The organism is Ramlibacter sp. AN1015 (assembly GCF_037726105.1).
Classification (GTDB): domain Bacteria; phylum Pseudomonadota; class Gammaproteobacteria; order Burkholderiales; family Burkholderiaceae_C; genus Ramlibacter.
This window is the reverse complement of the sequence record NZ_JBBJUM010000015.1, coordinates 1-21,934: the sequence shown is the minus strand read 5'-3', so window position 1 is coordinate 21,934 and position 21,934 is coordinate 1. Positions and strand designations below refer to the sequence as shown.

19 protein-coding genes are annotated in these 21,934 nt (G+C 69.4%); 8 read left to right on the top strand and 11 right to left on the bottom strand.

The window, feature by feature from the left end; all coding sequences use genetic code 11:
* Nucleotides 1-9: 9 nt before the first annotated feature.
* The gene (locus WG922_RS19030; RefSeq protein ID WP_340284443.1) at nucleotides 10-2,202 is read right to left on the bottom strand and encodes a protein-disulfide reductase DsbD family protein; all 2,193 of its coding nucleotides are present in this window, start codon (nucleotides 2,200-2,202) and stop codon (nucleotides 10-12) included.
* A 342-nt stretch (nucleotides 2,203-2,544) separates the two neighbouring features.
* Between WG922_RS19030 and WG922_RS19025 the strand changes: the two genes are divergently transcribed.
* The 4 genes from WG922_RS19025 to WG922_RS19010 all read left to right on the top strand — a co-directional run bounded on the left by WG922_RS19025 (nucleotide 2,545) and on the right by WG922_RS19010 (nucleotide 6,298).
* A complete protein-coding gene (locus tag WG922_RS19025) occupies nucleotides 2,545-2,946 on the top strand; it encodes a type III secretion system chaperone (protein WP_340284441.1) in 402 nt (133 codons plus the stop codon).
* Nucleotides 2,947-2,963: 17 nt separating this feature from the next.
* On the top strand, nucleotides 2,964-3,389 hold the full coding sequence (locus tag WG922_RS19020; RefSeq protein ID WP_340284440.1) for a type III secretion system chaperone: 426 nt from the start codon (nucleotides 2,964-2,966) through the stop codon (nucleotides 3,387-3,389).
* A 3-nt stretch (nucleotides 3,390-3,392) separates the two neighbouring features.
* The gene (locus WG922_RS19015; RefSeq protein WP_340284439.1) at nucleotides 3,393-4,646 is read left to right on the top strand and encodes a hypothetical protein; all 1,254 of its coding nucleotides are present in this window, start codon (nucleotides 3,393-3,395) and stop codon (nucleotides 4,644-4,646) included.
* Between the two features lie 158 nt (nucleotides 4,647-4,804).
* Nucleotides 4,805-6,298: a hypothetical protein gene (locus WG922_RS19010; RefSeq protein ID WP_340284438.1), complete on the top strand. Its 1,494-nt coding sequence runs from the start codon at nucleotides 4,805-4,807 to the stop codon at nucleotides 6,296-6,298.
* On the opposite strand, the gene WG922_RS19005 is transcribed toward WG922_RS19010, so the two are convergent.
* On the bottom strand, nucleotides 6,247-6,732 hold the full coding sequence (locus WG922_RS19005; RefSeq protein WP_340284437.1) for an Lrp/AsnC family transcriptional regulator: 486 nt from the start codon (nucleotides 6,730-6,732) through the stop codon (nucleotides 6,247-6,249). The two genes, WG922_RS19010 and WG922_RS19005, sit on opposite strands and share 52 nt — an antisense overlap.
* Nucleotides 6,733-6,851: 119 nt before the next feature.
* On the opposite strand from WG922_RS19005, the gene mdeB reads away from it, so the two are divergent.
* Complete coding sequence (gene mdeB, locus WG922_RS19000) at nucleotides 6,852-9,473, top strand: alpha-ketoglutarate dehydrogenase (protein WP_340284436.1); 2,622 nt, start codon at nucleotides 6,852-6,854, stop codon at nucleotides 9,471-9,473.
* A gap of 119 nt (nucleotides 9,474-9,592) precedes the next feature.
* Here mdeB and WG922_RS18995 read toward each other — a convergent pair whose 3' ends face one another.
* Nucleotides 9,593-10,903: a PQQ-dependent sugar dehydrogenase gene (locus WG922_RS18995; RefSeq protein ID WP_340284435.1), complete on the bottom strand. Its 1,311-nt coding sequence runs from the start codon at nucleotides 10,901-10,903 to the stop codon at nucleotides 9,593-9,595.
* Between the two features lie 229 nt (nucleotides 10,904-11,132).
* Between WG922_RS18995 and WG922_RS18990 the strand changes: the two genes are divergently transcribed.
* From WG922_RS18990 to WG922_RS18980, 3 genes are all read left to right on the top strand, one after another.
* The gene (locus WG922_RS18990; protein ID WP_340284433.1) at nucleotides 11,133-11,963 is read left to right on the top strand and encodes a creatininase family protein; all 831 of its coding nucleotides are present in this window, start codon (nucleotides 11,133-11,135) and stop codon (nucleotides 11,961-11,963) included.
* Between the two features lie 141 nt (nucleotides 11,964-12,104).
* Entirely contained in the window at nucleotides 12,105-12,575 is a 471-nt protein-coding gene (locus WG922_RS18985; RefSeq protein WP_340284432.1) for a CBS domain-containing protein, read from the top strand.
* Nucleotides 12,576-12,827: 252 nt separating this feature from the next.
* Nucleotides 12,828-13,868 carry an RNA methyltransferase gene (locus WG922_RS18980; protein WP_340284431.1) on the top strand — a complete coding sequence of 347 codons (1,041 nt, stop codon included), beginning with the start codon at nucleotides 12,828-12,830 and terminating at the stop codon, nucleotides 13,866-13,868.
* Between the two features lie 67 nt (nucleotides 13,869-13,935).
* Here WG922_RS18980 and WG922_RS18975 read toward each other — a convergent pair whose 3' ends face one another.
* From WG922_RS18975 to WG922_RS18940, 8 genes are all read right to left on the bottom strand, one after another.
* Complete coding sequence (locus tag WG922_RS18975; RefSeq protein WP_340284429.1) at nucleotides 13,936-14,169, bottom strand: KGG domain-containing protein; 234 nt, start codon at nucleotides 14,167-14,169, stop codon at nucleotides 13,936-13,938.
* A 183-nt stretch (nucleotides 14,170-14,352) separates the two neighbouring features.
* Nucleotides 14,353-14,730: a thioredoxin family protein gene (locus tag WG922_RS18970; RefSeq protein WP_340284428.1), complete on the bottom strand. Its 378-nt coding sequence runs from the start codon at nucleotides 14,728-14,730 to the stop codon at nucleotides 14,353-14,355.
* 49 nt (nucleotides 14,731-14,779) lie between these two features.
* Nucleotides 14,780-15,451 (bottom strand): histidine phosphatase family protein, encoded by a 672-nt coding sequence (locus WG922_RS18965; RefSeq protein WP_340284426.1) that lies wholly within the window; start codon nucleotides 15,449-15,451, stop codon nucleotides 14,780-14,782.
* Between the two features lie 7 nt (nucleotides 15,452-15,458).
* A complete protein-coding gene (locus WG922_RS18960) occupies nucleotides 15,459-16,304 on the bottom strand; it encodes a PhzF family phenazine biosynthesis protein (RefSeq protein ID WP_340284425.1) in 846 nt (281 codons plus the stop codon).
* Nucleotides 16,301-17,212 (bottom strand): DMT family transporter, encoded by a 912-nt coding sequence (locus WG922_RS18955; RefSeq protein ID WP_340284424.1) that lies wholly within the window; start codon nucleotides 17,210-17,212, stop codon nucleotides 16,301-16,303. Before WG922_RS18955 ends, WG922_RS18960 begins: the two co-directional genes overlap by 4 nt.
* Entirely contained in the window at nucleotides 17,209-17,826 is a 618-nt protein-coding gene (locus tag WG922_RS18950) for a LysE family translocator (protein ID WP_340284423.1), read from the bottom strand. The genes WG922_RS18955 and WG922_RS18950 overlap by 4 nt, the downstream gene beginning before the upstream one ends.
* Before the next feature lie 58 nt (nucleotides 17,827-17,884).
* Nucleotides 17,885-19,552, bottom strand: a complete 1,668-nt coding sequence (locus tag WG922_RS18945) for a phospholipase D-like domain-containing protein (protein WP_340284421.1) — start codon at nucleotides 19,550-19,552, stop codon at nucleotides 17,885-17,887.
* Nucleotides 19,553-19,684: 132 nt separating this feature from the next.
* Nucleotides 19,685-21,559 carry an ATP-binding cassette domain-containing protein gene (locus WG922_RS18940; protein WP_340284420.1) on the bottom strand — a complete coding sequence of 625 codons (1,875 nt, stop codon included), beginning with the start codon at nucleotides 21,557-21,559 and terminating at the stop codon, nucleotides 19,685-19,687.
* Nucleotides 21,560-21,934: the final 375 nt, after the last annotated feature.

Below are 21,934 nucleotides of genomic sequence, written 5' to 3'. Positions count from 1 at the left end.
AAGGCCGCATCAGAGGGTGGCGAGAAGCACGCGCAGTTCGGTGACCGACAGCACTTCGGAGAGCACCTGCGGCGCGCGGCCCTGTGCGTAGAGCACGTAGACGGGCACGCCGCTGCGCCCCAGCGCGGCGAGAGCCTGGCTGATGGCCGGATCGCGCCGGGTCCAGTCCGCGCGCAGCAGGGCCACGCGCCGCTCGGCGAAGTCGGCCAGCAGTCCGGCATCGGATAGCGCCGTCTGCTTGTTGTACTGGCAGGTGACGCACCAGGCGGCGGTGAAATCCACGAAGACGGGACGGCCTTCCTCGACGAGCTGGGCCACCCGCTCGGGCCCCCAGGGCTGCCAAAGGCTGTCGGCCTGAGCCACCGCCGGGCCGGCAGGGAGCGCCCGCGTCACCTGCGGCCCGGCCGCCCATGCGAGCGCCGCGAAGACCGCCAGCGACACCCCGCCCACCACGGCGCGCGCACGCCCGGGCAGCGTGAACGCCCAGACCACCATGCTCAGCGCGACCAGCAGCAGCAGCAGCGCACCGGCGCCGTCGATGCCGCTCTGCTGCCCCAGCACCCAGACCAGCCACGCCACGGTGGCAAACATCGGGAAGGCCATCAGGCGGCGGAACGCGTCCATCCAGGGCCCCGGGCGCGGCAGCAGGCGCGCGACGCCCGGCGCCATGCTCGCCGCAACGTAGGGCAGTGCCATGCCCACGCCCAGTGCCGCGAACACCAGCAGCGCCTGCCCCGGCGGCATGGCGATGGCAAAGCCCAGCGACGCGCCCATGAAAGGCGCGGTGCAGGGCGAGGCGATGGCCACCGCCAGCACGCCCGAGAAGAACGCGTTGGCCACCGGGTGCCGCACCTGGTGGCTGCTGACCCGCGAAGGCAGCAGCGCGCCGAACTCGAACACGCCGGCCAGGTTCAGGCCCAGCAGGGTGAACAAGGTCGCGAGCCCCGCCACCACGGCGGGCGACTGCAGCTGGAACCCCCAGCCCAGCTGCTGGCCGGCTGCCCGCAGCGCCAGCATGAGCGCACCCAGCGCGAGGAACGACAGCACCACGCCGGCGCCGTAGGCCAGCCCGCCGACGCGGTGGGCGCGGTGGTCGATACCGTGGCGGCTGAATCCCACCACTTTCACGGCCAACACCGGGAACACGCAGGGCATGAGGTTGAGGATGAGCCCGCCCACCAGCGCGCCGAGCAGCGCCGCCAGCAGCGACAGCGATGGGCCGGGTGCCGCTGCCGAGGCGGGCGCGGAGGCGGCGGCAGCCGCGTTCGCACGCAGCGCCTGCTCGAGTGCCGGAGACAGCGTGGCCGAGGGCGCCGGCGCACTGCTGGCCGGCCACTGCCCGCTCACCGGCAGCTCGACGCGCCAGCCGGGGCTGCGCTGGTCGTTGCCGGCGGCCACCACCACCGGCAGGCGGTCGGGAGCGTCGGAGCGGTGTGCCGGCAAGGGCACCTGGCCGGTCCAGGTGCCGTCCTGCCAGCCTTGCCGCACCTCGGCGGCGGTCTCGATGATGCCGGGCGTTTCGGGGAACACGGCGAGCGGCTGGCCGTGCACGGCGGCGGGCAGGCCGGCGATGCGCAGCGTGAGCGACTGCCCCTGCACCTCGGCGCTGCTGCCCTCGGGGGGCAGGGCAGTCGGCTGTGCGGTGAACGCCGCCTCGAAGGCTTCGCCGTGCATCGCCACCGTGCTGTGCAGCGGCAGCCGCAGCGCGAACGTGCCTTCTTCGGGAATGCACTCCTGCTTGCAGACCAGCCAGCTTGCCTTGAGCTTCACGTCCAGCGCCGGCGACAGCACCGATGGCTGGAACGCCGGGGTGATGGTCAGTGGCACCGGCAGCAGCACGGTGCCTTCGTAGCCGTAGTTGGCGAGCGTGCCGATCGGAATCTTCTTGGGCACCGGCCAGGCGATCTCGCCGGCTTCCACTCCGCGCGGCAGCGTCCATTCGAGCGTGGTGGGCAGGCCGGAGTCGCCCGAGTTCTTCCAGTAGGTGTGCCACTGCGGCTGGTGCTTCAGCCGCAGGCCCAGCCAGACGGGCTTGCCGGCGCCGACCCCTTCGGGCGCGTGCGCCAGCAGCTCGGCCTGCACCCGCTCGGTGCGCACCTCGGCCCCGGCGGCGCCGGAACCGATCGGCTGGCCCGCTGCGGCCAGCGGCAGCAGGGACAGCGCCAGCAGCAGCCGGAGGAAAAAGGAGCGGGTCAGGGACATGGCGTCAGGAAGGCAGCGCAAAGGGAGCGCTGCGTTGTCAGCAAAGTTCCTCCGGCGTCGGCTCGGGGCCAGGGCGCATAGCCGGAGGTCGGTCATGGCCGGATTGTCCGCCTTCAGCGCGAGGCCCGATCTGTGCAAGGGCTTGGGCCGGCGGCGACGGAAATCGGGAATTGATGAAAAAGTATTGATGAGCTACATTGATTCGGCCGCGTAGTCATTTGTTCGTGTTCTTTGTGACGGCTCTTGTCGTGCCAAGGAGTTCGTCGCAGGTATCCGTCATCGACTCCGTGTCTCCTGTCTTCGTCTCTCTGTCTCCCTTCTCCATCCGTCAGGAGCTCATTCATGCAATTTCACCAGTTGATGCAGCGGCTCGGCGTCGAGCTGCGCGTGCCCGAGCTGGCACCCAACGAGCAGGGGGCCTGCGCCATCCGGCTCGAGGGCATGACGCTCTCGTTCTACGAGGACCCGGACCAGGCCTTCTCGGTCCTGTGTCCGCTGGGCGCCGTGGCCGCCGACCATCGCGAGATGCACGAGGCGCTGCTCGCGGGCAACCTCTTTGCCGACGGCATCGGCGGCAGCGCGCTCGCGCTGGACGGCGAGGGCAACGCCTGGCTGTCCCAGCGCTTCCACCCGGCCGACCTGTCGTTCCCGCGCTTTCTGGCCGCGCTCGACCGCTTTGCCAACCTGGCCGATTACTGGAAGGAGCGCGTGGCCACCGGCACCGTGCCCACCTTCGTGCACTGAAGTTGGAAGGACGCCTCATGAACATCCACACCCTTCTGTCCGATTTCGCCCGCGAGATCGGCCTGTCCAGTCTGCGGCTGGACAGCGGGCACTGCTGCGCCGTGAGCTTCGGCGGCGACGTGCAGGTCGATCTGCGCTGGCGCGAGGACGCCGAGGTGCTGTGCCTGGCCACCGAGGTGGTGCCGCTGGCCGGCCTCGACCGCGACGCGGTGGTGCTCATGCTGCTGCGCGCCAACCTGGACACCCGCGCGCTGGGCGAAGCGTCCTTCGCGCTCAAGCGCGAGGGCGAGTGCATCGCGTTGTGCCGCACGCTGGACATCGATGCGCTCACTGCGCAGCGGCTGGCCGGCGAGGTGGCGGCGCTGGTGACGCAGTGCCGCGACTGGCGCGAGAGCCTGGCGCAGCGCATCGAGGTGGTGGGATCTGTCTTTTCTCAGGAGTGAGCCATGGAACGCAGCCAAGCAGCACAACCCCATTCCTCGGCCCACAGCGCGCCCGCGCGCTCTGGTCCCCTGTCCGGTGTGAGCAGCGCCTTGCGCGGAGCGGCCCATGCGGTGTCGTCCTTCTTCAGGAGCTTGGGCTCCGCCCTGCGCGACGGCGCGGCCTGGATCGGGCGCGAAGGCTGGCGGGCGCTGAGCCTGGTGCCGATGCGGCCGCAAGCGCAGGAGAGCCCCCGGGTGCAGGCCGCTGAAGCCCGGGTCCAGAAGCGCGATGCAGCACTAAAGCGCCTGCGCGATTGGCTCGTTTCTCCGGATGCGGAAGCGTTCAGAACGGACCCCAAGCGGATCTTCCGCGGGGTACCGACGCTGGATCAGCGCAACACGAACGCGCTTGTGGACACGATGGTCGCGTGCGAGATCGTGGACGCATGCATGGACGACGAGGCCTGCAGGCATCTGGCCCACGCTGTGGAGGCCAATGCAATTCGGGACGCGGCATACGTGGAGGCCCTGTTGCCGAAGCGGGTGACGGACACCCTGGCTGCAGTTGGGCACTCCGTCGCCGAAGCGCTGGGCCCCGACGCCGGGTACTGTGCCCTCGCGGCCTTGCTGTTGAAGATGTACCCGCGGCCTACGATGACGGAGGGGGTGTTGACGCAGAGCCGACTGTCAGGCTACCAGCAGCGGCTCGCTCCACTGACGGCCCATACAAACGCAGCATTGACTGATGGCCGCATCAACAATGGTGGCGGCCCACTGGATGAAGCGTATGCCTCGGTGAGGGAGGCATGGGACGGCCTGCTGAATCTGCCGTTTCCACCGGCTCGCACCGGCTCTGCTGTTGATGGGAAGTCGGTCCAAGCACCCGTTGCAGCGACGGGCGCTGACTCCTCAGACATGGTCGATACCGTGAGGAGCGAGGAGTCAGAACCGAGGCATGAGCAACCCACCGCCGCGCTCGGATCGGGTGCCATTGGCGCTCAGGCCGGCGACGCCGAGCGTGCCGATTCGAGTGCGGCGAAGGGTGCGCAGCCCAAGTATTCAGCGGGTGCCTTCGATTCAGCCCCGATGCTGGTTGCGCGCGAAACGAAGCTCGGTCCGGAAGGAGCGCGCAGGCGCGATGCCATGGAGCGGGACGCGGCACTGAGAGAGCTGGCGATAGGGGACAGCAGTGAGGACGATAGCGATGACAACAGTCCTAAGGAGGTTCGTATCACCCTGTCTCCGGGGCGCCACGCCAGCCCTACGCGCTCTGACTAGGCGGGGTGCGGTAGCGGCCGTCGTGTCACGCGTATGCGCTCACTGCGCAGCGGCTGGCCGGCGAGGTGGCGGCGCTGGTGACGCAGTGCCGCGACTGGCGCGAGAGCCTGGCGCAGCGCATCGAGGTGGTGGGATCTGTTTTTTCTCAGGAGTGAGCCATGGAACGCAGCCAAGCAGCACAACCCCATTCCTCGGCCCACAGCGCGCCAGCGCGCTCTGGTCCCGTGTCCGGCGTGAGCAGCGCCTTGCGCGGAGCGGCCCATGCGGTGTCGTCCTTCTTCAGGAGCTTGGGCTCCGCCCTGCGCGACGGCGCGGCCTGGATCGGGCGCGAAGGCTGGCGGGCGCTGAGCCTGGTGCCGATGCGGCCGCAAGCGCAGTCAGGCGCCGAAGCCGAGCCGGTGAAGCACGCGGATGCGGACAGGTGGGAAGCGGAGATGCGCGAGCTGATCAAGACCGATCCAATGGCTGCGCTGCAGCAGTGGGACTTGGTGGCTTTGGACGGGGAAGTCGTGAATAGATCGATGTGCAGCGAAGGTTCTGATGCGACCATGGCGGTCAGCGACCAAGTTCGCGCCTCCATCTCGGCAGAAAGGGGCCTTGTTCCTCAGGCCCTGCCGCACAACATCTCGAGGGAGCATTTCGATGCAACGCGGCGGCAGCGGGACGCGGTGCTTGGGCTGGGGCGTGCCACTTCTTCGGGAGATCGGAAGGCTGCCGAGTCGGCTTCGACGATGCGGGAGCGCGAAACGAAGCTTGGTCCGGCGGGCGCGCATGAGCGAGAGACGATTGCGAGGGATTTGAATGAACTCGCTCCGATACGCTTGTCGATTGCGGATGACCGTGAGGACGACAGCAGTCCTGAGGCGGTGCTTATCACCCTGTCACCGGAGCACCACGCCATCGAAGACCGCAAAGCCGACCTTGACGGAATTCGCGGGATGCCGAATGGGCGGGTGCTACCGTATCCGGAGTCGCCTCGCCTGATTGCCGGTGTGGTGCAGTGGGCGCGCAGCAATGCTGCCGAAGGGGTGGTCCAGGCGTTCCGCGATAACAACGACAGAAACGGCAAAGACATCGCGAAGGTCATTCAAAGCGACAGTCCGTTCCGTGCCGAGTTCGACGGGTTGGCAACTCGGATCAGAGTCAAGTCGGGCGAAAAATCCGGCGACCGGCCTACGGTGGAAGATACGCAGGGGGAGATTGCCCATGCGCTATTGGAGGTCGGACGCGATTGGACCACCGCGCTCGAGCGCATGCTTTCTCCGAGAGCGAAGCTGCTCCTGCGCGACATCGCCGATGCGGTCGCGGCGGAGATCCGTCAAACATCGCGAGCCGATGAAGCGCAGCAATTCGCGACCCGAGTGGTCACGAACCTGGCGTTCTTGAAGGCGGCCTCCGCAGGCATCACCGAGCAAATGACATTGGCGAAGCCGGAAGAGAGAGCTCGGCTGGTTGCGCTGCAAAAGTGCCTCGTTGGCCTCGCTGGCGCGGCAGCCCATCCGGACAAGCCGGATACCCGATTCACCGGTGCACAGCTCCGCAGCGCGGCCGCGATCCTTGGGCGCTTGTCGGACGTGACCACGGCTGCGGCGCGTGGTGATCAGTCTCCGCTCGCCGCGACCCGAGCAGGCAGCGGCAGCGCCGTCTTGTAGCGCACCTGCTTGAGCGCGAAGCTCGAGCGGATCTTCTCGATGCCCGGAATGGGGGTGAGCTGGTTCAGGATGAACCGCTCCAGCGCAGCGATGTCGGCGACAGCGACCCGGATCAGGTAGTCGCTGTCGCCGGTCATCAGATAGCACTCCATCACTTCCTCGTGTTCGCCGATGCGCCGCTCGAAGTCCGCGAGCGCTTCGCGCGACTGGGTCTTCAGGCTGATGGAGATGAAGACGCTCAGGCCCAGCCCCAGGGCTTTCGGATCGGCCAGCGCGACGTACTGGCGGATCACGCCGGCTTTTTCCAATGCCTTCACCCGCGCCAGGCACGGTGAGGGCGAAAGATGGACCCGGCGCGCCAGCTCGACATTGCTCAAGGAACTGTCGTGCTGCAGCTGCGCAAGGATCCGCAGGTCGATGGCATCCAGATGCATGGTGTGCTGAGAAAGGGGCGTATCTCGGCAGATTGTGCCGCTCGAGCGCGCGCAGAGCGCGATTTCAACACCTCGTTTGGCGCAAGACTGCCTACAGTGGCCACCGTACCGGAACCCCCATGACCGACCACAGCCTTGCCCGCTTCCTCTCCGCCCCGGGCGCGGACATCGACCCGCAGGAAACCGCCGAGTGGCGCGAGGCGCTGCTCGCGCTGGTGGCGCACGAGGGCCCGGAGCGCGCCCGCTTCATCCTCGACCAGCTCGCCACCCTGGCACGCGACCCGCGCATCGGCTGGTCGCCCGAGCTGGTCACGCCCTACGTCAACACCATCCCGGTGGACCGCCAGCCGGTGTTCCCCGGCGACCTCGCCATCGAGGAGCGGCTGGCCTCGCTCATGCGCTGGAACGCGCTGGCCATGGTGGCGCGCGCCAACGCGGCCTATGGCGAACTGGGCGGACACATCGCGAGCTACGCGAGTGCGGCCGACCTGTTCGAGGTGGGCTTCAACCATTTCTTCCAGGCGCGCAACGCGCAGCAGGGCGGCGATCTGGTCTTCTTCCAGCCGCACAGCGCGCCCGGGGTATATGCCCGCGCCTTCCTCGAAGGGCGCCTCACGGAGCAGGACCTGGCCCACTACCGCCAGGAGATCACGGCGCCCGAGCAGGGCGCGCGCGGGCTCTCCAGCTATCCGCACCCGTGGCTGATGCCCGACTTCTGGCAGTTCCCCACCGGCTCCATGGGCCTCGGGCCGATCAGCTCGATCTACCACGCGCGCTTCATGCGTTACCTCACGCACCGCAAGCTGCTCGATTGCGCGGGCCGCACCGTGTGGGGCGTGTTCGGCGACGGCGAGATGGACGAGCCCGAAAGCATGAGCGCGCTCACGCTGGCCTCGCGCGAGAAGCTGGACAACCTGGTGTGGGTGGTCAACTGCAACCTGCAGCGCCTGGATGGCCCGGTGCGCGGCAACGGTCGCATCGTCGATGAGCTGGAGAAGCTGTTCCGGGGCGCGGGCTGGAATGTCATCAAGCTGCTCTGGGGCAGCGACTGGGACGGCCTGTTCGCCCGCGACACCACCGGCGCGCTGGTGCGCGCCTTCGCGCACACCGTCGATGGGCAGATGCAGACCTTCGCCGCGAAGGACGGGCGCTTCAACCGCGACACCTTCTTCGGCCAGGACCCGGAGCTTGCCCGCCTCGCGCAGGGCATGACCGACGAGCAGATCGACCGCCTCAAGCGCGGTGGGCACGACCTGGTGAAGATCCATGCCGCCTACGCCGCCGCCGCGGCGCACCGGGGCCAGCCCACCGTGATCCTGGCGCACACCAAGAAGGGCTACGGCATGGGCTCGGCGGGCCAGGGCCGCATGACCACGCACAGCCAGAAGAAGCTGGACGATGCTGCGCTGATCGAGTTCCGCAATCGCTTCAACCTGCCCCTGTCGGACGAACAGGCCACGGGTCTCGAATTCCTCAAACCGGCCGACGACAGCCCCGAGATGCGCTACCTCCACGCGCGGCGGCAGGCGCTGGGCGGCTATCTTCCGCGGCGCGAGTCGCAGGCGCCCAGGCTCGAGGTGCCGGAGCTCGCGCGCTACGCGAAGTTCGCCACCGATGCGGCCGGCAAGGAGATGTCCACCACCATGGCCTTCGTGCGCCTGCTCGGCAACCTGCTGAAGGACCCGCAGCTGGGCCCGCGCATCGTGCCCATCGTGGCCGACGAGGCGCGCACCTTCGGCATGGCCAACCTGTTCAAGCAGGTGGGCATCTATTCGAGCGTGGGGCAGAGCTACGAGCCCGAGGACATCGGTTCGGTGCTGTCCTACCGCGAGGCGCTGGACGGGCAGATTCTGGAAGAGGGCATCAGCGAGGCCGGCGCGATCGCAAGCTGGACGGCCGCGGCCACCAGCTACAGCGTGCACGGCGTGCCCATGCTGCCCTTCTACATCTACTACTCCATGTTCGGTTTCCAGCGCGTGGGGGACGCGATCTGGGCGGCCGCCGACCAGCGTGCCCGCGGCTTCCTGCTGGGCGCCACCTCGGGCCGCACCACGCTGGGCGGCGAAGGCCTGCAGCACCAGGACGGCAGCAGCCACCTGGTGGCCGCGAGCATCCCGAACTGCCGGGCCTGGGATCCGGCCTTCGCCGGTGAGATGGCCGTGATCGTCGATCACGGCATGCGGGAGATGCTGGTGGAGCAGCGCGATGTCTTCCACTACATCACGCTCATGAACGAGAACTACCCGCAACCCGATCTGCCCGAGGCGGCACGCGAAGGCGTGGTGCGCGGGGGCTATCGCTTCGGCGCCTGGGGCGACGAAGCGTCGTCGCAACGCGTGAGCCTGCTCGGCTCGGGCGCGATCCTGCCCGAGGTGATCGCGGCGGCGCAGCGGCTGGCGGCCGAGGGCGTGTACTGCGAGGTGTTCAGCGTCACCAGTTGGAGCGAGTTGGCGCGCGACGGCCTGGCGCACGAGCAGGCTGCGCTGGAGGGCGCGCCGGCGGCAGGCGTTCCCCACGTGCACGCACTGCTCGCCGCAGGCCGCGGCCCGATCGTGGCGGCCAGCGACTACGTGCGCGCCGTGCCCGAGTCGATCCGCGCGTGGCTGCCGGCGGCGCGGCCCTACCGTACCTTGGGTACCGACGGCTTCGGGCGCAGCGACACGCGGGCGGCGCTGCGCCGCTTCTTCGGGGTGGATGCCGAAGCGATCGCCGCCGCGGCGCGGCGTGCGCTGGCCGGCTGAAGCGCGCCGGGCGCACGGGCCGCTGCGACTGACGAATCGGGCGCGCAGGAGCGGCAGGCCGCAGGCGAAACGCAGCGCGCCGCAGGGCGATCAGGGCGATGGGACGATGCGGCCTGCCCTCAAGGCGGCGGAGCCACGCGCCAGACGGTGTTGCCTACGTCGTCGGCCACCAGCACCGCGCCGCGTCTGTCCACGGCGACGCCGACCGGCCGGCCCCAGGCGCGGCCTTCGGGGCTGAGGAAGCCGGTGAGCAGCGATCGGGGCGGGCCCGCGGGCTTGCCGTCGGCGAAGGGAACGAACACCACCTCGTAGCCAGCGAAGGGCCTGCGGTTCCAGGAGCCGTGGTTGCCCACCAGCGCGCCGAGCGCGTAGGGCGGCGGCAGCTCGCCATCGACGAAGGCGAGCCCGAGCGGCGCGACGTGGTTGCCCAACGCGTAGTCCGGCACCAGGCTGCGCGGCAGGCCCTCGGCGGGCGGTGGCGGCGCGCGACGATCCTGAACGCCGCCCCAGTACGTCCACGGCCAGCCGTAGAAGCCGCCGTCGCGCACGGAAGTGAGGTAGTCGGGCACCAGGTCGCTGCCGAGTTCGTCGCGCTCGTTCACCACGGTCCAGAGTGTGCCCGTGGCCGGCTCCCAGGCCAGGCCGTTGGGATTGCGCAGCCCGCTCGCGAACAGGCGCTTGCGGCCCGAGGGCAGCGCGATTTCCCAGATGGCGGCACGTCCCACTTCCTCGGCCATCCCGTGTTCGCCCACGTTGCTGTTGGAGCCGACGGTGGCGTAGAGCCGCTGTCCATCGCTGCTGGCGAGGAGGTTCTTGGTCCAGTGGTGGTTGCGGCCCGCCGGCAGCGCCGCCAGCAGCTCGGGCTGCGCGCCGTCTGCGCGCAGGGCGCCTGGGCGATAGGGCACGTGCACCACCGCGTCGGCGTTCGCGATGTACAGCCGATCGCCCACCAGCGCCATTCCGAAGGGCGAATGCAGATGTTCCAGGAACACGCTGCGGGTCTCGGCAATGCCGTCGCCGTCGGCGTCGCGCAGCAGGGTGATGCGGTCGGCGCTGGGCACGCCGGCTCCGGCGATGCGCATGACCAGGCGCGTCGCCCACGCCTTGAGGCCCCGCGCCTCGAAGCCGGGCGGCGGTTGCGGCTTGTTGCTCTCGGCCACGAGCACGTCGCCGTTGGGCAGCACATACAGCCAGCGCGGATGGTCCAGCCCCGTGGCCAGGGCGCTCACCCGCCAGCCGGTGGGGGCGATGGGCTGCTGACCGGCCGGCCAGCCGCTGGCCGGGGCGATCTTGACGGTGGGCAGCAGTGCTTCGCGCGGCGCGGGCAGTACGGGCGCAGGGCCCGTCGCAGCGCCTTCGGGCAGGCGCGCCACGTCGCCGCAAGCCGCGAGCAGCGCGGCCGCGAGCGCAGGCACGACGCAGCGGAACATGCGCCCGAGTGTCGAGCCGGTGCGTCGCGGGCTGCTGTAGGTCTGCGGCGCAAGTTGAGCCGGGGTGGGTGCGGCTGATGAGCGCGGCTGTCCCGTAGCGCGGTCGGGAGCGCGACGGCCTGTTCGCGGGGCGGCCACGCGACGCCGGCGCGGTGGTGAAAGCGCAGGCGGCTCGCGCTCCGAGCCCGGCCACCGCGAGGGGGCGCATGGCTGCGCCTAAGATGCCGGGATGACCCGCACCTCCCGTTTCTGGGCCGAGCTGAGCACGCGTGATTTCGCGCTGCGCCAGGCGAACGGCCTCGCGCAGCAGACCGTCGCGGTGCTGCCGGTGGCCGCCATCGAGCAGCACGGACCGCACCTGCCCCTGAGCGTCGATGCAACGCTGCTCGACGGCGTCGTGGCGGCCAGCCTGCCGCACCTGCCCCAGGATGCGCCGGTGCTGTTCCTGCCGACCCAGGCCGTGGGCAAGAGCAACGAGCACCTGCGCTTTCCAGGCACGCTCACCTTGTCGGCCGAGACGCTGATCCGCCTGTGGACGGAAATCGGTGAGTCGGTCGCACGCGCGGGCGTGCGCAAGCTCGTCCTCTTCAACGGGCATGGCGGCCAGGTCAGCGTGATGGACATCGTCGCGCGCGACCTGCGTGCGCGCTGCGAACTGATCGTGCTGTCGGTCAACTGGTTCGGCCTGCCGCTGGGAGACGAGGTCGAGTCGCTCTTTTCCCCCGAGGAGCATCGGTTCGGCATCCACGCGGGCGACATGGAGACCTCGATGATGCTGGCGCTGCGCCCCGAGCTGGTGGCGATGGATCTGGCGCAGGACTTCCGCTCCAGCTCGCAGGACCGCGCCGCCCGCTACCCCATCCTGGGCAACGGCCGCAGCGCCAAGCTCGGGTGGCAGATGCAGGACTACAACGCGCACGGCGCCGCAGGCAACGCGGCGCGTGCGAGCGCCGAGAAGGGCCGCGCCGTGGTGGCCGCAGCGGGCGTGCAGTTGGCCGCGCTGCTGAAGGAGGTGGTGCAGCTGCCGCTGTCCACCCTGGTTGATCGCCCGGCGCTGTAGGCGTGCGGGCGAGGCGGTTCATCCTCGCGTGAATGTCCTACGGGAGCTTGCGAGCCGGCCGACGGCGCTTGCGGGTGCCCGGCCTAGATTGACGTGCAGCCGGCACGCTGGCCGGTGCAAGCTCAATGCAGGAGAGATCAGATGGCTACCGTGGCAGACGTGATGACCCGGGACGTGCGCACGCTCACGCCGAGCGATTCGGTGGTGAAGGCAGCCCAGGCAATGGACGAACTCAACGTGGGGGTTATTCCGGTGTGCGAGGGGCCGCGTCTGGTAGGCGTGGTCACCGATAGGGACATCGTGGTGCGCGGCGTCACCCAGGGCGGCGACATCTCCAATTGCAAGCTCTCGGACGTCATGAGCGGACATGTGCGCACCGTGCGCGAGGACGACGACGTGGACGATGTGCTGGGTGAAATGTCGAGCGCGCAGATACGGCGCATGCCGGTCGTGGACAGCAAGGAGCGGCTGGTGGGGATCATTTCCATCGGCGACATCGCGGCCAAGGGAGCGGACGACGAAGCCGATGTGGGGCAGTCGCTGGGCGACATCTCGGAGCCGGCCGAGCCCGACCGCTCGGGCACGCAGGGCACCACGAACGGGCAGCGCTGAGAGATCGGCAGCGACCGCGGCAGGGTGTCGGAAAGGCGGGTTTTCAACCGGTACGGGCGCGGCGGTTCTGCCATTCGCCCGCGCCGGGCCATCCGCGCGCCGCGCAGGCCGCTGCCCCAGCCCCCGCGTGCGCTTCGACATAAGAGCGCGAGCGGGTGTTTCCCTTCCGAGGCCGAGGTAGGTGCATAGCCGATGCAGCCCCTGGAATGCCGCCGGCGCCGCCGCCCTGGAGGCTGCGTTTAAGCTCGCCGGATGCGAATCGAGACTTTGGTGCAGCGGCTGCGTGACGCGCAGGCGCTGCCGGTGCACGAGCGACGGGTGCTGCGGCTGTGGTCTCAGGCGCTGCCGCAGGACAGCGGACCGCGCCGCCTCGAACACTTCATGCCCGCTGCTTTGCGCGCGGCACTGCCGTCGATCGAGCGCGAGCTCGACCAGCTCGCCCGTCTCGTGTCGGCGCATGCCTCAGCCGATGGCGGCGAGCGCATGCTGCTCGCGCTCTCCGATGGCCAGTGTGTCGAAAGCGTGCTGCTGCCCCGCGACGGGCTGTGCGTGTCCACCCAGGTCGGCTGCGCCGTCGGCTGTGTGTTCTGCATGACCGGGCGCGACGGGCTGGTGCGCCAGCTGGGAAGCGCCGAGATCGTCGCGCAGGTGGCGCTCGCACGGCGCCGCCGGCCGGTGAAGAAGGTGGTGTTCATGGGTATGGGCGAGCCCGCCCACAACTTGGACAACGTGATGGAAGCCATCGACCTGTTGGGCACCGCGGGGAACATCGGTCACAAGAGCCTGGTGTTCTCGACGGTCGGCGATCCGCGCGTCTTCGAGCGCCTGCCCGGCGGCCGTGTGCGCCCGGCACTGGCCTTGTCCCTGCACACGACCCGCAGCGACCTGCGCGCGCGGCTGCTGCCGCGGGCCCCGCGCATGGAACCCGAGGAACTGGTGGAGGCCGCGGAGCGCTATGCCCGTGCAACGGGCTATCCGGTGCAGTACCAGTGGACGCTGATCGAGGGGGTGAACGACGGCGAGGACGAGATCGAAGGCATCGTGCGCCTGCTGGCCGGACGCCACGGCGTGTTGAACCTGATCCCCTTCAACCAGGTGCCGGGGCTGGACTTCCGCCGCCCGTCCTGGGAGCGGGCCGCGGCCATGGCGCGCAGCCTGCACCGCCGCGGCGTGCTGACCAAGTTGCGGCAGTCGGCCGCACAGGATGTCGATGGGGGGTGTGGGCAGTTGAGGGCCCGCTCGCAGCACGCGGTGCGAGGAGTGATTCCGGTGCGTCCGCTCGCGCCCCGATGAGGGGCGCAGCGGCAGCGGGACCGGCAGCCGACCGGGGACCTGCCCACGTCCCCGGCCCTGCTGGTGCTTACTTTTGCGCGTTGCTCTTGTTGGCCATTCCGTTCGCACGGTTCTGGCTGCGCGCCTGGCCACCCTTGCGGCCAGCCTCACGCGCTTCTTCGGAACTGAACTCGTGTGCGGTGCCCTTCTCGTGGGCGGCGCGCCCGCCCTGGCTGGCGATTTCGCGCTGACGCTGCGGGTCCATGGAGGCGAAGCCTCGGTTGGAGCTGCCGGACTTGCCGCCTTGGTTGCTGGATGCCATGTGGGTACTCCTTGGGTAAAGCGTAGGTTGATGCATGACCGGCATCCCACGTACTGCTGCGGCGCCGGCCATGGGGTGCATTGAGCGATTGCCGAACTTGCGCGCTCGTCAGGATGGGAAGAAGAGCTTCGTAGGACGAAGCCGCACGCGACCAGAGGACGTGCCCTGCACGAAAACGCGCTCTCAGATGAGCTTGAGCTGGAGCGAACTCAGGCGTAGGAGCAGATCGGCGGCCTCATCCGGTGCCGCTGCGACGTGCGGGTCGGCCATCAGGCTGGCGAGCAGCCGCTCGAGCGTGCCGGGGTGGGGCAGCACCGGGCCGAAGAATCGGGGGTGCATGCCCTGCGCGATGAGCAGCGTGGGAAAGGTCTCGATGTCGATCTCCCCAACGGTGTCGGCCTCGTCTTCGATGTCCACCCAGGAGAAGCGCACCTGCGGATGCGAGCGCGCGACGCGTGCCAGCGCAGCGCGCCAGTCGCGGCAGGTGCCGCACCAGTCGGCGCACAGGCAGATGACCTGCCAGCGGTCTGCAGGAGGTCGGGTTTCGTGGTCGGGGCTCATGCGGTCGAGGAATGGTCGATGTCCGTCATGCGTGCGGTGCGCAGCGTCCTCAGGCGTAGGTGATCCAGTCGCGATAAGGCGCGGCGTCGAGATGCGGCAGCCCGTTGTAGCTCACGAGCATGTGGCGGCGAGGCGTGAAGGCGAACTCGGTAACGGAGGTGTTGCGGATGCGCAGGTTCAGCTCGATGGTCGTCTCGTAGGGCGTCTGCAGCACCTGGCCCACCGCGGTGGCGATCGGGCCGCCGCTGCTGACGATCAGCACGTTGCGGCCATGGTGGCTGCTGCGCACGTGGTCGAGCACTCCCGTGACTCCGGCGACGAAGTCGGAGTAGGTCGGCATGCCCAGTGGACTGGTGGTGCCGGCCATCCAGCGTCCGAGGGCGTCACGCAGCAGACGGAAGTGATGCCGGTAGGCCTCTGGAGAGTCGGCTCTGGCCAGCGGCTCGGGATGGACGGTGGCGATGAGGGCATGGCTGTCGTACTCGTTCAGGCCGTTCCAGGTCACATGCTCCGCGTCGTGGCGCATGCCCTCGAGGATGCCGGCCAAGGTCTGCTTGTGGCGTCGGAGGTCGCCTGCAATCAGCGCGTCGAAGTGCAGGCCCCGCTCGGCGAAGTACTCGCCCAGGCGCACGCTCTGGCGCCGGCCGAGCGCGCTCAACTGGTCGTAGTCGTCGGCGCCGAAGGAGGCCTGGCCGTGTCGCACGAGGTAAAGCATTCCCATGGCGGCCTCAGAGTTGCACCGTGCCGCGGATGCATGTGACCGAGTCTCCGCCGACCCAGATGGTGGACGCGTCGGCGCTGTCCTGCGCGAGGTGGATGCGGCCGGCACGGCCCACGGCGGCGCCTTGGCTCGCGCGGTACTGCGCCGGGGCAAGGCCGGCGCCGATGAGCCACTGCGCCACGGCCGCATTGAGGCTTCCGGTTACCGGGTCTTCGCTGAAGCCGCCGGGGCCGGGAAAGAATGCGCGCAGCTCGAAGGCACAGTCGTCGCCGGCGGGCAGCGGCGCGACCAGGCCGACGAACTGGCCGCCCAGCACGCCGGCGTCGGGACGCAGTGTGCGCAGCTGCTGCACCGAATGCAGCAGCAGGCCACGCCAGCCCGGGCCGTTGTCGCACCAGGCGTGTGCGGCGATGTCCTCGCGCGCCAGGCCCAGGCCGCGCGCCAGCTGCACCACCTCGGCTTCGGAGAGCGGGCCGCCACGCAGCAGCGGCGGTGCCGCGAACGCCAGTCGCGTGCCTTCGCGGCGCACACGCACCAGCCCGATGCCGCATTCCTGGACCACGTCGGTGCCCTTGGGCCGCCCGCCGGCTTCCAGCCACGCGTGGCAGGTGCCGAGGGTCGGATGCCCGGCGAAGGGCAGCTCCCGGCCCGGGCAGAAGATGCGCACGCGCAGGTCGGCCTCGGGATGTTCCGGGGGCAGCACGAACGTGGCCTCGGACAGATTGGTCCAGTCGGTGAAGCGCTGCATGTCCTCGGTGGACAGGCCGCGTCCATCGAGCACCACCGCGAGCGGGTTGCCGCGATAGGGCTGGTCGGTGAAGACATCGACTTGGGCGAAAGGTCGTCGGTTCATGGGTTTGCGGGGCGGGGGGTGCGAACGGGCATGGTCCTGCCCACCAGGACTGTAGCCATGACGGCCACGGCGAAGCCGACGCTGCGGGCATCGAGTGTCTCGCCCAGCAGCGGCACGGCGAACAGCATGCCCAGGAAAGGCTGCAGCAGCTGGACCTGGCTCACACGTACGGTGCCGCCCAGCGCGAGTCCCCGGTACCAGGCGAAGAAGCCCAACCACATGGAGAACACCGCGACATACGCGAATGCCCACCAGGCCGCAGCCGGCACCGATGCGGCAGGGCGGGTCCACCAGCTCGCGGGGAGCGTGAGGGGCAGGGCCAGCAGCAGCGCCCAGCAGATCACGTGCTCGGCTGGCATGCGCTGCGACAGCCTTGCGCCCCAGGCGTAGCCGACGGCGGCGCAGCCGACCCCGGCCAGCAGCAGCAGATCGGCCGGATGCAGCTCGAGCCCGGGTGCTCCCGCGCGGGACAGCGAGAACGCCACCACCATCGCGCAGCCGAGCACGGCGCAGCCCCAGAAGCCGGCGGACGGCCGCTGGCGGTGCAGCCAGGCGGCGACCAGCGCCGTGGCCAGCGGAAGCGTGCCGATCACCACGCTGGCGTGGACCGCCTGGACGTGGCGCATCGCCATCGAGGTGAAGAGCGGAAAGCCGAACACCACACCGGCCGAGGTCACCGCCAGCGGCAGCAGGTCGCTGCGACGGGGCCACGGAGCGCGCACTGCGAGCAGGAATGCCGCCGCCAGCACGGCCGCGACTGCGGCCCGGCCGAATGCCAGGAAGGCGGCGGGAAGATGGGGTGCCTCGGGCGTTCCGACCGCCAGCCGCGTCATGGGCAGCGTCAGCGCGAAGATCGTGACGCCCAGCAGGCCCAGCGCCAAGCCGCGCGATTGCGGCCCGCCGCTCATACGGTGACCATCCAGGCGGCGGTCGCCACCAAGACCAGCGCCAAAACGCGGTTGAACCAGGTCAGGCGTCGCCCCTCCGCCAGCCAGCCACGCAGCAGCGAGCCGGCCAGGGCATAGGTGAAGTTGCTGGTGAAGGCGAAAACGACCATGAAGGCGCAGACGATCGCCAGCCGCTCGCCCGGATTGCTGGCCGGCTGGCCGCCGGCGTTCACGACCCATCCGGCGGACAGCGTGAGCGCGAGCATCCATGCCTTGATGTTCACGAACTGCAGGCCGACGCCTTGCGGGAAGCTCACATCGATACGGCTTTCGTCGAGCTGGGCGAGGCCGGCGCGCTGCACCGCCAGCTTCCAGGCCAGCCAGAGCAGGTACGCCACCCCGGCCAGTTTCACGGTCCAGCGCAACGCCGGCATGCCGGCGACCAGCCCGCCCAGACCCAGCCCGGTGGCCAGCATCAGCAGGGTCCAGCCGGTCGGCACGGCCAGGCAGAAGCGCAGCGCGTGGCGCAGCCCGTGGTTGGCGGCGAGGGCCGTGGACAAGGTGGTGTTCGGTCCGGGCGAGAAGCTCATCGCCGTGCAGAAGACCAGCAGGGCAGTCAGTTCGCCGCTGCTCATGAACGGAGACAGGGTATGTGCCGAGAACGCATGCGCCGATCGTAATCGGCGCCGACCCTCAGAGCATTTCGTCGGGGGCGAACGGGCCCAGCAGGCGCACCAGCAAGCGCAGGCGCAGGCTGGCTTCGGGTTCGCTGCGCGCGTCGCCGAACGACGCCCCGGGCGGCGCGCGCCAGACCAGCCCATCGTCATCGAACGCGACGCGGTAGGCGCTGCGCGCAAGCGTCGATTCGATCAGGCGCGCGGCCTCGCCGCCGAGGGTGCCGCTGCGAATCAGCAGGGCGACCTCGCTGTTTTGCAGCTGGGATCGCAGGTCGAGGTTCATGGATCCGATCACCGACAGACTGCGGTCGATCACCACCGCCTTGGAGTGCAGGCTCACCTTGGACGTGGCGCCCTTGGAGCCGCCGATGCCGCTCCCGAGCGATCCGCCGAGGCCGAACGCGCCGTGGCCAGATCGATCGGCTGCAGAGCCGGCGAGCCCGACGGCGCCATGCGGATCGGCGCGCATTTCGTGCAGCTGCACGCCCAGGCGCAACAGGTCTCGTCGGTAGCGCGCGTATCCCGCGTGCGCGGCCGGGGCGTCGTTGGAGGCGAGCGAGTTGGTCAGGACGCGCACCGCCACGCCGCGCTCGCGCAGGTCCGCGAAGGCGGCCATCATCTGCGCGCCCGGCACGAAGTAGGGGGAGACGATCAGCACGTCTTTGCGGGCCTGGCGCATGAGGCCGATGAGGCCGTCCACCACCGTGTCGCCCGCGGCCGGATCGTTTTCTGCGGCGGCGATCTTTTCCGGCTTGTCCACCAGCAGGATGGAGGGCGCCCAGACCATCCGCACGCGGGCGAGGTCCATGGGCGCGTGGTCGCGCGTGCCGGCGCCAGGTGCGACGACCGGGAGCACCGCGGCGTCCGCGGGCGCCTTCGGCGCCTGAGGCGCGCGACGCCGCAGGCGGTCGAGGTCTTCGGGCGAGAGCAGCGACTGCACCGGGTAGGCGAGCTCGTCGTTCCAGTAGCGGTCGAAGCTCGCGGCCATGTCGCGCACGATGCGCCCGGTGGCCAGGACGTCGAGATCGACGAAGTTGCTGCTCTCGTCGTCGCCGAAATAGGCGTCGCCCAGGTTGCGCCCTCCTGTGATGCCCCAGGCGCTGTCGGCGATGAACAGCTTGTTGTGCATGCGCTGCTGGATGCGCTGCACGTCGTGCAGCGACCCGAGGATGCGACCGACGAAGGAGCCCCGCGAGCCGGGCAGCGGGTTGAACAGCCGGAATTCGACATTCGGTTCGAAGGCGATCCGCAGGATCTGGGCGTCTTCGCCGGCGGAGTTGAAGTCGTCCAGCAGGATGCGCACGCGTACGCCGCGCCGGGCAGCATCACGCACCTTGCTCAAGATCAGCTCGGTGCTCGCGTCCGCGTGCATTGCGTAGTACTGCAGATCCAGCGTGTGTCGGGCGCCCTCGACCAGCGCGAGGCGGCTGGTCAGGGCGCTCTCGACCGTGTCGAGGAGGTGGAAGCCGGAGTCGCTGTGCGCCTGCGCCCGTGCGCGCAAGGTGCTGGAGAGCTTGCCTAGCGGCGTTGTCGCGGGCGCAGCGAACGCCTTGCTGACCGGACGCTCGACGCCCTGCGGAAGACTGGCACAGGCGGCGGCGCCGTTCAGCATGAGGATGGCCAGCATCAGGCGCAAGACCCGGCGCAACAGGATGTCGTGGAGTGGGAGCGGCGCGGTGGCCATGGTGCTTGCACTGTAGTGCCACGCGGCAGCCGCAGGTGCAAGCGCAAGGTCGGCTGTAGGCTCGACCGGCTGCCGGTCAGCGACTACAGGGCGGATCAGTAGAGTGGATCAGCGGCGCGGATCAGCAGCGGTCTACGACGGCGAGCCGAGTTGTTCCCATCGCTCGAGCGCCGCCATGAGCTCGTCTTCGATGGCGGCGCTGCGGGCTGTAAGCCGGGCGGCCAGCGCACCGTCGGTGCGATAGACGCTGCCGTCGGCCAGCTGCTGCGCGATGTCCGCCTGTTCGTTCTCGAGCCCCTCGATCAGCGAGGGCAAGGCATCCAGCTCGCGCTGCTCCTTGTAGCTCAGTTTTCTCCGCGCGCCGCCAGCGTGCAGCGCCGACGATGCGGACGGCTGCTGCGCCAGGGGGCGCGGTGCAGCCGGCGGCGCAGTTGCAAGCGCGCGAGACCTGCGCGACTGGGTCAGCCAATCCTGCACGCCTCCTTCATATTCGCGCCACCGACCATCGCCTTCGAACGCGATGGTGCTGGTGACCACGTTGTCGAGGAAGCTGCGGTCGTGGCTCACCAGGAACACCGTCGCTTCGTAGGTCCGCAGCAGGTCTTCGAGCAGTTCGAGGGTGTCGATGTCGAGGTCGTTCGTCGGCTCGTCCAGCACCAGCACGTTGGCGGGACGGGCGAACAGGCGGGCCAGCAGCAGGCGATTGCGCTCGCCGCCCGAGAGAGAGCGCACGGGCGAGCCGGCTCGGGCCGGCGAGAACAGGAAGTCACCCAGGTAGCTCTTGACATGCTTGCGCTGCTTGCCGATTTCGATCCATTCGCTGCCGGGGCTGATGAAGTCTTCCAGCGTTGCGTCCAGGTCGAGTGCATCGCGCATCTGGTCGAAGTAGGCGACCTGCAGGTTTGCACCGCGTCGAACGGTTCCGGCGTCGGGCTCCAGTTCGCCGAGGATCAGCTTGAGCAGCGTGGTCTTGCCGGCGCCGTTCGGACCGATCAGGCCCACCCGGTCGCCGCGCAGGATGGTGGCCGAAAAGCCGCGCACGACGCATCTGTCGGCGAAGGACTTGTCGATGTTCTCGAGCTCCGCTACCAGCTTCCCGCTGGGGGCGCCGCTCGCCACGTCCATCTTGACGCGTCCCACCGCGTCGCGCCGCGCGGCGCGGTTCTGACGCAGTTGTTCGAGCTGATTGATGCGGCCCTGGGCTCGGGTGCGGCGCGCCTCCACGCCACGTCGGATCCAGACCTCTTCCTGCGCCAGCAGCTTGTCGGCCTTCGCGTTCAGCGTAGCTTCCTGCGCCGACTGCTCTTCCTTCAGCAACTGGAATCGGCTGAAATTGCCCGGATACGAGCGCAGCTGCCCCCGATCGAGTTCGACGATCCGGGTGGCGATGCGGTCCAGGAACGCTCGGTCGTGCGTGATGGTGACGACGCTGCCAGCGAAGGCCAGCAGCAGATCCTCAAGCCATTCGATGGCGTCGAGGTCGAGGTGATTGGTGGGCTCGTCGAGCAGGAGGACGTCCGGACGGCGCACCAGTGCCTGCGCGAGCGCCACACGCTTGCGGGTGCCGCCGGAGAGCGACCCTACGGCTGCCGCGGGGTCGAGCCGCAGCCGCTGCAGAGTCTCCTCTACGCGCTGCTGCCAGTTCCAGCCGTCGTGGGCTTCGATCTGGCGCTGCAATGCATCCAGGTCGCCCTTGCCGTGGCTGTACTGGTCGATGAGAGACACCACCGCGGACAGGCCGCCGCGCACAGCGTCGAAGGTGCTCGCCTGCGGGTCCAGCTGCGGCTCCTGAGCGACGAACGCGATCTCCAGCCCTTGCTGCACGTGAAGAACGCCATCGTCGGCCACCTCCAGCCCCGCCAGGATCCGCAGAAGGGACGACTTGCCGGCTCCGTTGCGTCCAATCAGGCCGACGCGCTCCTGCGCCTCCAGCGCGAAGTCGGCGTGGTCCAGCAAAGGCAGATGCCCGAAGGCGAGCTGTGCATTCATGAGGGTGAGGAGGGCCATACGAATCGATGTGGGGAAGCGAGATCGGGTGCGCGGATGCGCAGCCGCGAGGCGAATGCGAGGCCGGCAGGGTACACCTGGTCGCTGGCGAGCTTCGGCGATGACGGGGGGGGGGCTGCTGCGTGGTTGGTCGCACTCGCCTCGCCAAGCACCCGTGGCGTCTTGGAGTCGCCGGCTCCGCTGCCAGTGCTGTTTACAGGCCAACTCTTCGAGCTCCGCGGCACCCGCCCTGGCGGCGGCGCGAAAAACCGACTGCAACGCAGGGATTAGGTTGAGGCCTCCAATTTCACCATGGCATAATCGCAGGCTCCGCTGAAAACGGCGAGTCACTGAAAAGTGGTGAGTTGGTCGCTGAAGGGCGATTGCGGTGGAGGA

What these genes read in the sequence shown, in the direction of transcription:
- WG922_RS19030 (WP_340284443.1), bottom strand. Translation starts at nt 2,202, where the DNA reads ATGTCCCTGACCCGCTCCTTTTTCCTCCGGCTGCTGCTGGCGCTGTCC.
- WG922_RS19025 (WP_340284441.1), top strand. Translation starts at nt 2,545, where the DNA reads ATGCAATTTCACCAGTTGATGCAGCGGCTCGGCGTCGAGCTGCGCGTG.
- WG922_RS19020 (WP_340284440.1), top strand. Translation starts at nt 2,964, where the DNA reads ATGAACATCCACACCCTTCTGTCCGATTTCGCCCGCGAGATCGGCCTG.
- WG922_RS19015 (WP_340284439.1), top strand. Translation starts at nt 3,393, where the DNA reads ATGGAACGCAGCCAAGCAGCACAACCCCATTCCTCGGCCCACAGCGCG.
- WG922_RS19010 (WP_340284438.1), top strand. Translation starts at nt 4,805, where the DNA reads ATGGAACGCAGCCAAGCAGCACAACCCCATTCCTCGGCCCACAGCGCG.
- WG922_RS19005 (WP_340284437.1), bottom strand. Translation starts at nt 6,732, where the DNA reads ATGCATCTGGATGCCATCGACCTGCGGATCCTTGCGCAGCTGCAGCAC.
- mdeB (WP_340284436.1), top strand. Translation starts at nt 6,852, where the DNA reads ATGACCGACCACAGCCTTGCCCGCTTCCTCTCCGCCCCGGGCGCGGAC.
- WG922_RS18995 (WP_340284435.1), bottom strand. Translation starts at nt 10,903, where the DNA reads ATGTTCCGCTGCGTCGTGCCTGCGCTCGCGGCCGCGCTGCTCGCGGCT.
- WG922_RS18990 (WP_340284433.1), top strand. Translation starts at nt 11,133, where the DNA reads ATGACCCGCACCTCCCGTTTCTGGGCCGAGCTGAGCACGCGTGATTTC.
- WG922_RS18985 (WP_340284432.1), top strand. Translation starts at nt 12,105, where the DNA reads ATGGCTACCGTGGCAGACGTGATGACCCGGGACGTGCGCACGCTCACG.
- WG922_RS18980 (WP_340284431.1), top strand. Translation starts at nt 12,828, where the DNA reads ATGCGAATCGAGACTTTGGTGCAGCGGCTGCGTGACGCGCAGGCGCTG.
- WG922_RS18975 (WP_340284429.1), bottom strand. Translation starts at nt 14,169, where the DNA reads ATGGCATCCAGCAACCAAGGCGGCAAGTCCGGCAGCTCCAACCGAGGC.
- WG922_RS18970 (WP_340284428.1), bottom strand. Translation starts at nt 14,730, where the DNA reads ATGAGCCCCGACCACGAAACCCGACCTCCTGCAGACCGCTGGCAGGTC.
- WG922_RS18965 (WP_340284426.1), bottom strand. Translation starts at nt 15,451, where the DNA reads ATGGGAATGCTTTACCTCGTGCGACACGGCCAGGCCTCCTTCGGCGCC.
- WG922_RS18960 (WP_340284425.1), bottom strand. Translation starts at nt 16,304, where the DNA reads ATGAACCGACGACCTTTCGCCCAAGTCGATGTCTTCACCGACCAGCCC.
- WG922_RS18955 (WP_340284424.1), bottom strand. Translation starts at nt 17,212, where the DNA reads ATGAGCGGCGGGCCGCAATCGCGCGGCTTGGCGCTGGGCCTGCTGGGC.
- WG922_RS18950 (WP_340284423.1), bottom strand. Translation starts at nt 17,826, where the DNA reads ATGAGCAGCGGCGAACTGACTGCCCTGCTGGTCTTCTGCACGGCGATG.
- WG922_RS18945 (WP_340284421.1), bottom strand. Translation starts at nt 19,552, where the DNA reads ATGGCCACCGCGCCGCTCCCACTCCACGACATCCTGTTGCGCCGGGTC.
- WG922_RS18940 (WP_340284420.1), bottom strand. Translation starts at nt 21,559, where the DNA reads ATGGCCCTCCTCACCCTCATGAATGCACAGCTCGCCTTCGGGCATCTG.